Annotated in this window: 9 protein-coding genes; 5 read left to right on the top strand and 4 right to left on the bottom strand. The window is 55.8% G+C overall.

The features are described from left to right. Window positions 1-158 precede the first annotated feature (158 nt). Window positions 159-1,739, top strand: a complete 1,581-nt coding sequence (locus Mal52_RS25430) for a ParB N-terminal domain-containing protein (RefSeq protein WP_145379392.1) — start codon at window positions 159-161, stop codon at window positions 1,737-1,739. Between the two features lie 38 nt (window positions 1,740-1,777). After that, window positions 1,778-3,097, top strand: a complete 1,320-nt coding sequence (locus Mal52_RS25435) for a DNA modification methylase (RefSeq protein ID WP_145379394.1) — start codon at window positions 1,778-1,780, stop codon at window positions 3,095-3,097. A gap of 2 nt (window positions 3,098-3,099) precedes the next feature. Here Mal52_RS25435 and Mal52_RS30000 read toward each other — a convergent pair whose 3' ends face one another. After that, complete coding sequence (locus Mal52_RS30000; protein WP_197534463.1) at window positions 3,100-4,020, bottom strand: hypothetical protein; 921 nt, start codon at window positions 4,018-4,020, stop codon at window positions 3,100-3,102. Between the two features lie 68 nt (window positions 4,021-4,088). Here Mal52_RS30000 and Mal52_RS30005 point away from each other — a divergent pair, with 68 nt between their 5' ends. Continuing rightward, entirely contained in the window at window positions 4,089-4,460 is a 372-nt protein-coding gene (locus Mal52_RS30005; RefSeq protein ID WP_197534464.1) for a DUF1937 family protein, read from the top strand. Window positions 4,461-4,537: 77 nt separating this feature from the next. Here Mal52_RS30005 and Mal52_RS25445 read toward each other — a convergent pair whose 3' ends face one another. After that, a complete protein-coding gene (locus Mal52_RS25445) occupies window positions 4,538-4,915 on the bottom strand; it encodes a winged helix-turn-helix domain-containing protein (protein WP_145379398.1) in 378 nt (125 codons plus the stop codon). A 143-nt stretch (window positions 4,916-5,058) separates the two neighbouring features. Between Mal52_RS25445 and Mal52_RS25450 the strand changes: the two genes are divergently transcribed. Both Mal52_RS25450 and Mal52_RS25455 read left to right on the top strand, forming a co-directional pair. Then, the gene (locus Mal52_RS25450) at window positions 5,059-5,277 is read left to right on the top strand and encodes a hypothetical protein (RefSeq protein WP_145379400.1); all 219 of its coding nucleotides are present in this window, start codon (window positions 5,059-5,061) and stop codon (window positions 5,275-5,277) included. Next, window positions 5,267-7,531, top strand: coding sequence for a terminase gpA endonuclease subunit (locus tag Mal52_RS25455; RefSeq protein WP_145379402.1), 2,265 nt, complete (start codon window positions 5,267-5,269; stop codon window positions 7,529-7,531). The genes Mal52_RS25450 and Mal52_RS25455 overlap by 11 nt, the downstream gene beginning before the upstream one ends. Window positions 7,532-7,624: 93 nt before the next feature. On the opposite strand, the gene Mal52_RS25460 is transcribed toward Mal52_RS25455, so the two are convergent. Both Mal52_RS25460 and Mal52_RS25465 read right to left on the bottom strand, forming a co-directional pair. After that, the gene (locus Mal52_RS25460) at window positions 7,625-10,945 is read right to left on the bottom strand and encodes a helicase-related protein (protein WP_145379404.1); all 3,321 of its coding nucleotides are present in this window, start codon (window positions 10,943-10,945) and stop codon (window positions 7,625-7,627) included. Continuing rightward, on the bottom strand, window positions 10,942-12,414 hold the full coding sequence (locus Mal52_RS25465) for a phospholipase D family protein (RefSeq protein ID WP_145379405.1): 1,473 nt from the start codon (window positions 12,412-12,414) through the stop codon (window positions 10,942-10,944). The genes Mal52_RS25460 and Mal52_RS25465 overlap by 4 nt, the downstream gene beginning before the upstream one ends. Window positions 12,415-12,508: the final 94 nt, after the last annotated feature.

Genomic DNA, 12,508 nt, shown 5'->3' on the forward strand with positions numbered 1-12,508 from the left:
GGGGCTGCCACAGAAATGCCAATAGGTACTTCCGGGCGATCCTGGCAAGGTGCCCCCCGCGAAAACAGTCGCGCTATTGATGACAGTTTGTTTTGGTTGTCCGAATCACCTTAACCCCTTGGCATGACACATGATGCTGACTGAAACATGGAAGGCCAATGATGAAATCCGCGACAGGCATGACGAAACGAAAACGAAAGTCGCAGCGTGTGCGGCAGGCGATCATGGAGCATTGGCGGTCACTGAGCGATCGCGAGATTGCTCTTGGGCTGCAGGTCAGCAACAGGACTGTCTCCCAACATCGGAAACGACTGGAAGATGAGGGGCGGATTCTTCCCCGGTCCGAAAGTACACAGGCTGTCGGGGCATGCCAGTTCGAGGTGTGTACTTCCGCGATTTCGCCGGCCCCGCTCAACGACCAGCTCTACGATCCGGTCGATGAATCCGAACCATCATTCTGTGCGCTGGTTGAGAACGTCCGTGAAAATGGAATCTTGGAACCGATCGTGGCCAGCGGCGATGGCTACATCCTCTCGGGGCATCGTCGCCACGCGGCGGCACGATGTGTGGGGTTGGAACGCATTCCGGTCCGCATCCGGCACGACGTGTCGTACGTCGGCGACCGGGATGAGTTTCTACGGTTGCTCGCAAGCTACAACCGCCAGCGGGTTAAGACGACTGCCGAACAGGTGCGTGAGGAGGTCGCGTTGATGTCAGAGCGTTCCTGTTCGCGGGTTCGCCGGTTTCGGCGCGATTCAGCAGTTGTCGACGGCAATTGCACGGTTGCACTTCGAAAACGCAAACGCCGGTCGGCAATTCGGGACAAGATGGCACTGCGGGAGGCGATCATAAAGGTCGTCCAAGACGAGCAACGCAATTGGCCGTTGAGCGATCGGTCTGTTTTTTATCGGCTGCTCAATATCCCCGGACTGGTCCGCAACGACCGTACGCGCGTGCCCTTTACCAATACGCCAGCCGCTTATGACGATGTGACCAATATGCTCACTCGGTTGCGACTGGACGGCTCGGTGCAGTTTGAGGCGATCTCCGACGAAACGCGGCCGGTCATGATGTGGGACACACATCGCGCCGCCGGGGATTTCGTCCGCCGGGAATGCGATCAGTTCCTGACCGGCTATTGGCGCGATCTGTTGCAAAGTCAGCCGAATTGGATCGAACTCCTGGTCGAGAAGAACACGGTCGCCAGCCAACTCCGCGCCGTCGCCGGTAAATACACGATCCCGATGACGAGCGGTCGCGGTTATTCGTCGCTGCCACCCCGCAAAGAGATGGTTGATCGCTTCAACAAAAGCGGTCGTGAGAATCTCGTAGTGATTGTGGTCAGCGACTTCGATCCTGAAGGGGAGGACATTCCGGCGAGTTTCGGTATATCGCTACGGGACGACTTCGGTGTGGCCGCCGATCAGCTGCGAATCGTCAAAGCTGCGCTTACGGCCGATCAAGTCGAGACGATGGATCTGCACGAGGGGCAGCTCTCCAAGGAATCCTCGTCGCGGTACCGCCGGTTCGTTGAGGCCCACGGCGACCGGGCCTGGGAATTGGAATCGCTCACGTCAGAGCAATTGCGGGAAGTGGTAGAGGCCTCCATTCGCGATGTGTTGGATCTAAATGCATTTGAGGCGGAAGTAGATCGCGAGCAACAGGAACAGAGTGAGTTGGAAACGAAGCGCCGGCAACTGCGCCGGTCGCTGATCGACGATGTGAACGACCTCGACTAAGGTTTCAACTATATCAACATCCCACGGAGTCCGTGACTATGAAGATTGAACAATGGCCCATCGATCGGGTCAAACCATACGACAAAAACCCTCGCGTAAATGATCAGGCCGTCGATGCCGTGGCCAAGTCAATCAAGGAATTTGGCTTCCGCCAACCACTTGTCGTCGACGCGGACGGCGTGCTGATCGTCGGCCATACGCGCTGGAAGTCCGCCCAGAAGCTGGGGCTCTCAAAAGTTCCGGTCCACGTTACAAAGGATCTGACCCCCGAACAAATCAAAGCGTATAGGATCGCAGACAACAAGTCCGGTGAATTAGCTGAATGGGATTTCGATCTGTTGGCAATCGAACTCGGCGAATTGCTGGCATGTGACTACGACTTGAGCCTGATTGCGTTCGACGAAGACGAACTCGCCAAGCTACTCGGGGATGATGTGCAGGCAGGCATGACCGATCCGGACGACGTGCCCGAGCCCCCCGATGAAGCGATCACACAGCCGGGCGACCTGTGGCTCCTTGGTGACCATCGCTTGCTGTGCGGCGACAGCAGCAAGCCACAGGATGTGGATCGATTGCTCGACGGTGCGGCTATTCATCTTCTGAATACTGACCCGCCCTACAATGTCAAAGTTGAACCGAGGTCGAATAATGCGATCGCCGCTGGCAACAGCAGCTTTGCAAAAACCAACAAGCACCATCAGAAATTCGACCTGGAACGTCACCCGGAGAAGGCGAAGGCGACGCACAAAAAAATGCGAGCCAAGGATCGACCGCTGGAAAACGACTTCGTATCCGACGAAGAATTCGACCGACTGCTCGATGCGTGGTTTGGTAATGCGGCCCGCGTGTTGGTACCGGGTCGCGGGTTTTACATTTGGGGCGGCTATGCCAACTGCGCGAACTATCCGCCATTTCTCAAGAAACACGGGTTGTATTTCTCGCAGGCCATCATTTGGGACAAACAGCACCCCGTGCTCACAAGAAAAGATTTTATGGGGGCTCATGAATGGTGTTTCTACGGTTGGAAGGAGGGCGCGGCACACAAGTTCTTCGGCCCCAACAATGCGACCGATCTGTGGGCTGTCAAGAAGGTCAATCCGCAGAGCATGATACATTTGACGGAGAAGCCGGTCGAACTTGCCGTGCGGGCGATCCAGTACTCGTCGCGAACGGGCGAGAACGTGCTCGATCTGTTCGGCGGAAGCGGCTCGATGTTGATCGGGTGTGAGCAGACCGGTCGCAAGGCTTTCTTGATGGAACTCGATGCTCCGTATTGCGACGTGGTTGTCGAGCGCTGGGAGAAATTTACCGGGCGGAAGGCGGAGCGGGTGGCGAACTCAGAAGTCGTACACACTTGAGGTCATCTTGCATCTTGCCAACTCCACACCTCAACACGGCACTCGCGGGACAGAGATGGTTCATAGAGCACGGTACATGCTTCGCAGAGGTCGTCGGCAGGATTCCATTTGACAAAATCACGATATGCGTCGAGCAGGCGACGCGGACCAAGAACAGGACATTGGGGAGATTGCAATCTGTGAATTATTTCTTCGCTTTTCCATCCAGTCTTTGCGGCGAGACGTGTCACCGCATCCGGACTAGGCTGCGGGTCCGAATGAAGCGCACTGATTACGCCATCCAGCAGTGGTTTAATAACAGATGTCATATTGCGAACAGCGTTTGGGAGTTTGACGATAACGCGCATCTCAAACAGACCATTGACGGCACGGGACGGACCTGTACTTGCAACACTAGCTGGCCACCAGATCTGATGGGGTTTCGTAGCGGACGTCAGCGAGCAAATTTCGAAATTCAGGCTACAGCACGGATCACGTGGCGGAGAATGAGATGGTTCGATCAATCGGTATTCATGGTAGTGGTTGAAACTTCCGCCACAGGGACTCGACGGTGGTTGTGTGCGGTTTCGTTCGAATCGAAGTCCCTCCATCGCCACTGCAGCAAAGGCAGCTGCGCCAACGTTGTACAAGAGCACGTTCTCGACATCGCAAAATCTGCAGTCAAGAGAGCGATACGTGGCGGCGAGGATATGACCGGATTTCGGCTCAAGAGACAAAAGCGCTTTCCGCAGTGCATCCCGCGCTTCCCGCATATTTCCCTTTGGCTCGAACGGCAGTCTGGTATCGACCCAGAACTGCACCGAGCTTCGATCGGCTTCCAGATAAAATCGAGCTTCATTTTTCATACGTCGAACATTACACCACTCCACGGCAGCGAATTCCAGCACTCCATCGAAATGGGTGTGCATCTCGAGCCGATCCATCGCCAATCCGCGAAGTCACTTATTGCACGCTGGGTACGTTTGTTAGGGCATCACATGGAGGTGGCAACGTGATTTATTTGGCCAGCCCCTATTCACACACCGATGCGATTGTCCGCGAGCGCCGGTTCCGTGCGGCGTGCCGTGTTGCGGCGCGTTTGATCCGCTCTGGTGAGGTCGTGTTCTCGCCGGTGGCGCATGGGCATGCGATTTCGCTCTACGGTGTCCCGACGGATTGGCAATTTTGGGAGCCACATGACCGACGGTTCTTGGAACAGTGCCATGAGGTCGTTGTGCTCATGCTTGACGGTTGGCAAGAGAGCGTTGGCGTGCAGGCTGAGATCCAAATCGCAGGGGAACTGGGCAAGCCGGTGCGGTATCTGGCACCGGCCGGAAACGGGGCGACGACGTTGGCCCACGTCGCCGAGGAGGCGGAGCGTTGAACAAACCTACCCCCAACAAGAAAACGCCCCGACGTTGGCAACGTGGGGCGTTTGTCGCGGACAGGGCCGGGAACTCGCTACTTATTGAGCGTGAACTGGCCCCGATCCGCCTTCAGGAACCGCGATTCCTTGCCCTTCGTTTGGATCTCGCGAATGATTGCCGCGTAGAGCGTAGCGTGCGGTGTCCGGCCGCCGGGGCTAGTCCAATATCCCTTCGCCGCCATCCGCTCGATCATCGTCTTGGCGTTGAGCGGTTCCTTGGATTCGCCGAGAACCTTCGCGGCCGCGTCGAGGGCACTCATTTTCTTATCGCCCGACTTCGCTGTGGTCTTTTTCGCCGCTGGTTTCTTCTGGGCGGCTGGTTTGGCGGGCGTTTTCTTTGCCGTCGCCGCTTTGCTCGTGGCAGTTTTCTTGGTCGTGGTTTTCTTCGCAGCGGTCTTTGTCTTCGTAGCCATGGTCGTTTTCCCTCATCGAAACTGGTTTGCGGTTTGCCCGGCGACCGACGCGGTCGCCGTCGACTGGACACCAGTTACCTCACCTTTCCGAAGACATCCAGCACTGTTTGGCAAGATTCTCCAGAATTCCGAAAGGTCGCCTGATGATCGAGAATCACCCCGAATCGATGAATCCGAACGCACTACCGATCGAAGTAGCGGTGCGTCTATTGACTAAGGCGGGCGGACGTATTGTCACTGAAGAAATGCTTCGCGCGGACATCGACGCTGGTGCACCGACAAACCTCGATGGCACGATTAATCTCGTGCACTATGCCGCTTGGAACGTGCAGCAAATAGCAGGGATGACCGATGGCAATTGACCCGCGCAACTTGCGACCGTCCGAACTTGTGCGGCTGATGAACTCCACGCCGTTGGGTGAGGTGATCAACGAACGGCAGTTGTATCGCCATCGTTCGCGCGCGGGGTTTCGGATTGGCGATGGGAAATCGGTGGACCTACTACGGTATGTCGCTTGGCTCGTCATCGAGCGGCACACTCCGAAGCCGGAAGCCGATGGTGACCCGTACGAAACACTCAAAGACCGAGCGCGGGCCCGTAACGCGGCGCTGTCCCTCGCCGGTCGCGACATCGGCGAAATGCCGGCCGTCATCGATCCGTCCAGAAAGGCAAAAGCGGAAACTGATTTCTGTTATTTCTGCGAAGCCTACTTTCCGCTGACGTTCTACTTAGAGTGGTCCGCCGATCATCAAAAGGTGATGGCCAAAATCGAACAGGCCGTTTTGCATGGTGGATTGTTCGCGATGGCCATGCCCCGCGGTTCGGGTAAAACGACGATTTGTGAATGCGCCTGCATCTGGGCCGTGCTGTTCGGACATCGCGAGTTCGTCTGCCTGATCGGATCGGACGAGGGGCATGCGATGGACATGCTTGACTCAATCAAAATGGAACTCGATGGCAATGAATTGCTGTTGGCTGATTTTCCGGAAGTCGTGTTCCCGATCCAAAGCCTGGAAGGGATCGCCAATCGGTGCAGTGGTCAGCTCTACAACGGCGAAAGGACACACATCGGTTGGACCGCGAAGGAAGTCGTGTTACCTACGATTCCCGATTCCAAGGCGAGTGGAGCCATTATCAAGGTGGGTGGGATCACCGGACGGATTCGCGGGATGAAGTTCAAACGACCCGACGGGCACACGGTGCGTCCATCGCTCGTTGTTTTGGACGACCCGCAGACGGACGAGTCGGCCCGTAGTCTTTCACAATGTGCGAATCGCGAAAGCATTCTGGCCGGAGCGGTATTGGGTTTGGCAGGTCCCGGTAAAAAGATTTCAGGCATCATGCCCTGCACCGTGATCCGGCCGGGCGATATGGCCGACAACATTCTCGATCGCGACAAACATCCCGAGTGGAACGGTGAGCGGACGCGGATGGTGTATGCGTTCCCCACGAACGAGAGTCTCTGGGCACGGTATGCGGAATTACGGGCCGAAGGGTTGCGCAACGGTGACGGCGGGAAAGCAGCCACTGAATTCTACGGCGAGCATCGCGCTGAGATGGATGCCGGTGCGATCGTGGCGTGGCCCGAGCGTTTCAATCCCGACGAATTGTCGGCGATCCAACACGCGATGAACCTCAAATTGCAGGACGAGGCGGCGTTCTTCGCGGAGTATCAGAACGAGCCGCTGCCCGAGGAGAAAATCGATGACGATCTGCTCACGCCGGACCAAGTGGCCGCGAAAACCAATGGCATGCGGCGTGGTGAAATCCCTCTCCCCTGTAACCACTTGACGATGTTTATCGACGTGCAGCAGAAATTGTTGTTCTACCTCGTGGCCGCCTGGGAGGACGATTTCACCGGCTACGTTGTCGACTACGGAAGTTACCCAGATCAGAAACGGCAATACTACACATTGCGGGACGCGCGGCAGACACTGGCGGCGGTTGCGGAGGGGACAGGACTAGAAGGGTCCATCTACGCTGGACTGGAAGTGCTAACAAATGATTTACTCGGTCGCGAATGGCGTCGGGACGATGGTGCGGCGATGCGGGTTGAACGCTGTTTAATCGATGCTAACTGGGGGCACTCGACCGACGTCGTCTATCAATTTTGCCGGCAGAGTTCTCATTCCACGATATTGACGCCCTCGCACGGCCGGTTTGTCGGCGCATCGACCATTCCCTTCTCAGAGTACAAGCGCAAACAGGGTGAACGCGTGGGATTGAATTGGCGGATTCCCAACGTGCGTGGCAAGCGCGCCGTGCGACACGTGGTGTTCGATACGAACTGGTGGAAATCGTTCGTACACGCGCGACTGGCTGTTGCCATGGGCGACCGCGGCTGCTTGTCGCTGTTCGGTTTCAAAGCCGAGACACACCGGTTGATAGCGGAACACATCACGGCTGAATACTTCGTCAAAACAGAAGGGCGAGGCCGCAAAGTCGATGAATGGAAGATGCGCCCCGAGCAGAGCGACAATCACTGGTTGGATTGCTTGGTGGGCAGCGCGGTTGCGGCTTCGATCCAGGGGGCGGTCTTATTCGGGACCGGCGCAGCACCGCCCAAAGAAAAGAAGCGGCTCAAGCTTTCGGAATTGCAGCGGAGCAAGCGGTAGGTGGAGGGAGGGAATAGAGATGCGGAAGAACCTCTTGGTACTCCCTCTACAACCTCGAGTAGCCAAGCCGTTCGCTAGTCGCATCGAATGACACTAGCAGGAACTGGTTGTCATACTTCTTTCGACGGTGGTGAGCGCAAGGGGAGGCGTCAGATCGATTCGCAGTTTTTGAAAGTGCTCAGCCAGTTGTTCAGCAGTGAACTGTTGGGACAAGTATTCAAGCAGGTCGTCTTGCCGAGGCTGACCGAACACCATGCGGTAAACGGCTAAGGAGCGTTTGAGGTCGGGGACCATCGATATTTCTTTACTCAAAGGCAGCATGGGAAGGTGCCTTTCGATCATGGCTCCATCTTCAATGCTGTATAGCCAATACGGAATAAGGTCGTGGTTTGTCACGCGACTCCGGCGGGCGGCCTCGAATAAATAAGTCCAAGGGTCTTCATCACGTCGAGAGTCCGAGATCGCGGTAACGTGCCGACTCGCCACATTCTTTCTGACAGCATGGCCTTTGTATCGGTGTACCCGGCCCTCGCGCTGTTCAAGGTCGACTGGATTAGCTGGCAGGTTCCAATGCACAACGGCGTGACAATACTGATGAAAGTCCAATCCCTCTTGGCCGATTGAGGTGGTGGCCAACACGAACGGCCAGAACGGCGAGTTGAAAGCCGCCCTGACATGTTCTTTTCGGAGTCGGGAACTCTCCTGCTCAGCATGGTCGTCGCCAAATCGCATTGCGAAACGGGAACGGGTGACGTGAGACTGAACTTTGATCGCGCCGTCCTTGCTGGCTTGAATGTCGTCTATATGCGGCTGAGAAACACGAATCGTGACAGCTTCTGTTAGAGATGTGGCTAGCGCTTTCACGGATACCTCCGGTGGTTTCCCGGCGAGCGACTGAGCGTCGTGCTGAACGTGCATGTACTCGTCAAGAACACTCTGCAAACAGCCGTCACAACAGTACTCGAGTACCCGCCGCCAATAAGGTTCGGCACGATTCAATCCGCGAATCATCGCGATGACTTCCGGTAGATTGAACTGATACCGGAGCGCCCAGCCAATTGCCCCTGCGGCATCACGAACTTCCATGTTTGTCGTAAGCTGTTCACCCTGGCACATTCGCACGAGAGCGCGTAGCGCTGCCGTCGCTGGCCCGCCGATTGCGGCTAACGCCATTACATCACCTAAGTCGTCAGGCGGTCTGCCAAGTTCACCGGGGTTGTTGGCCAGTTCCACGGCACGTTTGACGTGATCAGTCCAGGCAGTATCAGCCGTACCTTCTCGTCTTGGGATGTACGGCCCGCGCCAATCCTCCGCCAATGAAGCGTATTCCAGCCATTCACCGATCTCATTCGGCCACGTTTCAAGATCGAGCAGAATGGGTGCTACCCAATACCAATCAGCGTCTGTTGGACCTGTGTTCGGTTGATTCCGCGTGAGTTTGCGTAGTGCTTTCTTAATAGTCGTGCGAGCCTTGCCCAGCACTTCGGACAGCGGAGGACGTCGGCCTTCTCGGAGTGCAGGCTTCGCCAATTCCAGTGGGTCACAATAAGTCGCGAAGAAGCTACACGGGTAAACCAACCCCAGAACAGGCATGCCGCTCAGTCGCCCTTGCGAGCGAGCGAAATCCAATAGTCTCGCGCGTCGCTCGCGATCGGCGGTCGTGTTTCGGGCTTCCGCATCAAATGACTGAAACATCTGCCGTTCTGCTTCATAGCTGAGAAGCACTGAAATTGCTTTCGGCACGACTTTCCAGCTTGAGAATATCAATCGCTTCGTGAACTGTCCCAGACCCGTCGCCGCGAATGGCCCCGCCAGTTCGTGATAGGGCGCTGATGGCGGCAGCCAAAGGAGCTTCCATAATTCAGCACCGTCGCACTCCAGTGTCTCGCTTGCCAACTCTCTGAGTCGCGAATTCACAGGATCAATCGACTCGTAATTCTCCATTACACCGGTGGAGAGCAGCGAGTGCTTGCACGCAAGAAGCTGCGCGGCGAGTTCTTTGGCGGCGCGTGAGCCTCGACGAAGCCAATCAGCAGTGGTGTCGAACGACTGCTTCAGCTTGTATTGCTCCATGAAGTTCAGCAGGAAAGGCGCGGACTTCCAGTATTCCGTTTGGTCTGTCAACTGTCCGCCGTTGACTGATTCCAACCAATTGATAAGCCGCCCGGTCTCAAGGAAGGACTCAATGTCTTCTTTGGTAATCGGAACCGGAGATCGCACTTCCTTCAACATGGCATCACGAGTTGTCGAGACGGCCATGCGTTCCGTTCTCACCATGACATCTCGCAGCTGTGACTCCAGTGAGCATCGATGTTTTTCGGCTTGTTGTCCATCTCCTTCGGTCAACTGATACAGCGATCGTCGAAACTCGCGCAGAGTTTTGTCGATTCGTTCCGCTGCATTTGCATCCGACAACAGGAAGTTGATTGTCTTGAGGAAATCCCGGTAGTGATCATCGTCACCTGCATCGAGGCCGCGTGTGTACATCTTGTAGGGTGTTGCTGAAAGCAGAAGGACGCGAGCATCCTTCCATTCGAATAACTTCTCAGCCAGGAGGCCAGCATCGTCCTCGCCTTCCAGCAGGCTACGAAACCGTTGAAATTCGTCAAGGATGATCAGGTCCGGGCTCAATGCACGGATACAGGTTTCCGCGAGCAAAGCTCGCAACTCACCAATCATCGAGCGTATTTCGGAACGAGTGTCTTCGGGTATCCGTTTCCATTCCCGTGACCTTGGCAACTCGCGGCATACGCGATTGAACCGCACCTTGAGCGTTGACCGCCCTCGTTCTCGACATTCAGCATTATCGTCCGCAAGTGCTGCGCGAAACGCTGATTTCAGACCACGTGAAATACTGCGGTCTCTGTCGAATCGCTTGATCTGTTCTCGGAAATTCTGTTTTTCGACGCCGACCTGCAAGACGTTTTTGGGAGCCGCCCCATCCAACTGCCAGATTGACTTCAACATCCAGTACAGCAGCACTCGTTCCTCTTTACGGCCCGTCGCATTCTTGAGATCGAACGACGTTCCGGGAGTCAGGGCAATGAAATTCAGTTTGTTCTTCTTCAAATCCTCGACATGCTGTGGCAACAATGTGATGCGATCCGGTGACTTGAACTCGACGTCGCTACTGATGTTCAGCCTCTGCACGTTCTGCCGTGCAATATCTCCGCTGGAACAGATATAGATGATGTTGATACTGCGTTGTTGCCACAAATGCTCCACAACTTTGGCAATAACGCCACGTGCGACAAGCGTTTTACCGAGTCCAACCTCATCAGCAACGAGAAATCTTCGAGTTGGCTCATTTGCCTCGTACATGCGATCGAACACATGTTCGACCGTGCACCGCTGGAAGTCTTTCAGCCGATTCAAAACCACTTCAGGGTTAGGTTTTGGGGTAGCCTGAGTCATGGCTGCATCCCCCTTCGCACTTCCCAGATCGGCTTCCAGGTCTCTGCGAACTCCGGTGGAATGATCGCCCTTCCTTCAGGTGTTTTTTCCAAATCGGCAACCAATTGGGCGATCCGATCCAGTTTCTCTGGTGCCTTGGCCAACGCCTTGAGCATGGGTTCGAGCAAAGGAAGGTCGAAGGCAGAGCTGCCGTCCTGTGATCCGCTCGTTGATCCGTCAATTCCCTCCAGCAGGTTGAGCGTATCGCGAGCATCCCAGCCGTCGTCGGCGAGCAGAAACAACAAGTAACGCATGAGCTGAGCGCTGTTTCGCAGCAGCGACAGGAGCAGGCGTTCGCGGCGGTTTTCTGGCAAACCCTCAATGGGTAGATTGACGACAAACTGCCGCTCCTGTGTTCGATCCTCGATGCCAACTCGAACACTAAACAAAATAAATGGAGTCAGTCGGTCAAAGTGCAGTTGCTGAAAGGTAACGCTACCCGCGTCGGTAAAAGTCTGTTTCCAAGATTCCCGCAGCGTGATTGGTCGACAACTCACGTCACGAGCAGAAAGCCACCTTTCCGGGAACGGCAGTACGGCATGGACCTTGAGGTCGAACAGTTCCTCCTCAGGGCTGGTGACGGCTTCAACCTGGACGCGCAGTTCGTGCTTCGCAATGGCCATCTGCGTGTCGTCCAGCAGGCGTTCCAGTTTCTCTGCAACTTCATCAACCTCGTTTTCCTGCGGACGAACAAAGGGTTGCAGAAGCGTGTGGAGTCCATTCTTGTTCTGTGGATCGAGCACAGCTTCTACTCCGTATTCCTCGTGCTTTCCGACCAACTCGACAAGGATTTCGACGTTCTTTCCGAAAGCTGCGTCCGTCGCGTTGGCGGAACCGGTCCAGATGTGCCCCTCACCCTCCTGATCAGCAATGTAAACCTTGGCATGCAGACCAGATAGATTGTCTTGTCCTGCATCCTGTGCTGTTTCCTCGTTCGTTTGACCTTCTTCGGTAGCCTCGTTTGCAAACTCAACCGGTTCTTCACTGCCTGCCGAGTCTGGAACGTCTGATTCAGCGGCAGGATCGAGCGTGTATCTCGCCGTCAGTTGCTCAAGGGTTTCTGGCGTGAGTCGCATCAGTTCCTCAGCGCGTGAAATGATGGTTGTTTCAACATCTTGGGAAAGACGGTTGAGCAGTCCGTCCGACACGAATGGTGAAATCACCAGTAGGCGGTCCATCGGCTCCTCGAACGGCCACTGGTCTCGGCTTTCAAGCCCCAAGGGCCAGAACCGGATCGAATTCGAACCTTCCGGTGGTTCAAAAGCGACACGCGGCAGTTCCTTCGCAATCAGTTCTGCATGCTGGCGATATGTCTCCGTAGTCGGCTGCCTCACAGCGAGGTCCGGCAATTGAGAAATCATTTGTGCGAGCGGAGCGTTCTCAGCAGATCGAGGCTCACGCGGCCAATAGGTTCCATCGATGGCGAGCATCGTGTCCCAGGAACGATCAAATGTAAGGTTTCGACTGGGGCAAAGAACTCGGTACTCGATCGGCCATTCATCGTCAGGCTTTTGTCCCACGGGC

The sequence above is a fragment of the Symmachiella dynata genome, from assembly GCF_007747995.1.
GTDB lineage: Bacteria > Planctomycetota > Planctomycetia > Planctomycetales > Planctomycetaceae > Symmachiella > Symmachiella dynata.

Bases quoted from the DNA above. Each gene is read 5' to 3' on its own strand.
- Mal52_RS25430 (WP_145379392.1), top strand. From the start codon at position 159: ATGATGAAATCCGCGACAGGCATGACGAAACGAAAACGAAAGTCGCAG.
- Mal52_RS25435 (WP_145379394.1), top strand. From the start codon at position 1,778: ATGAAGATTGAACAATGGCCCATCGATCGGGTCAAACCATACGACAAA.
- Mal52_RS30000 (WP_197534463.1), bottom strand. From the start codon at position 4,020: ATGGATCGGCTCGAGATGCACACCCATTTCGATGGAGTGCTGGAATTC.
- Mal52_RS25445 (WP_145379398.1), bottom strand. From the start codon at position 4,915: ATGGCTACGAAGACAAAGACCGCTGCGAAGAAAACCACGACCAAGAAA.
- Mal52_RS25450 (WP_145379400.1), top strand. From the start codon at position 5,059: ATGATCGAGAATCACCCCGAATCGATGAATCCGAACGCACTACCGATC.
- Mal52_RS25455 (WP_145379402.1), top strand. From the start codon at position 5,267: ATGGCAATTGACCCGCGCAACTTGCGACCGTCCGAACTTGTGCGGCTG.
- Mal52_RS25460 (WP_145379404.1), bottom strand. From the start codon at position 10,945: ATGACTCAGGCTACCCCAAAACCTAACCCTGAAGTGGTTTTGAATCGG.
- Mal52_RS25465 (WP_145379405.1), bottom strand. From the start codon at position 12,414: ATGCTCGCCATCGATGGAACCTATTGGCCGCGTGAGCCTCGATCTGCT.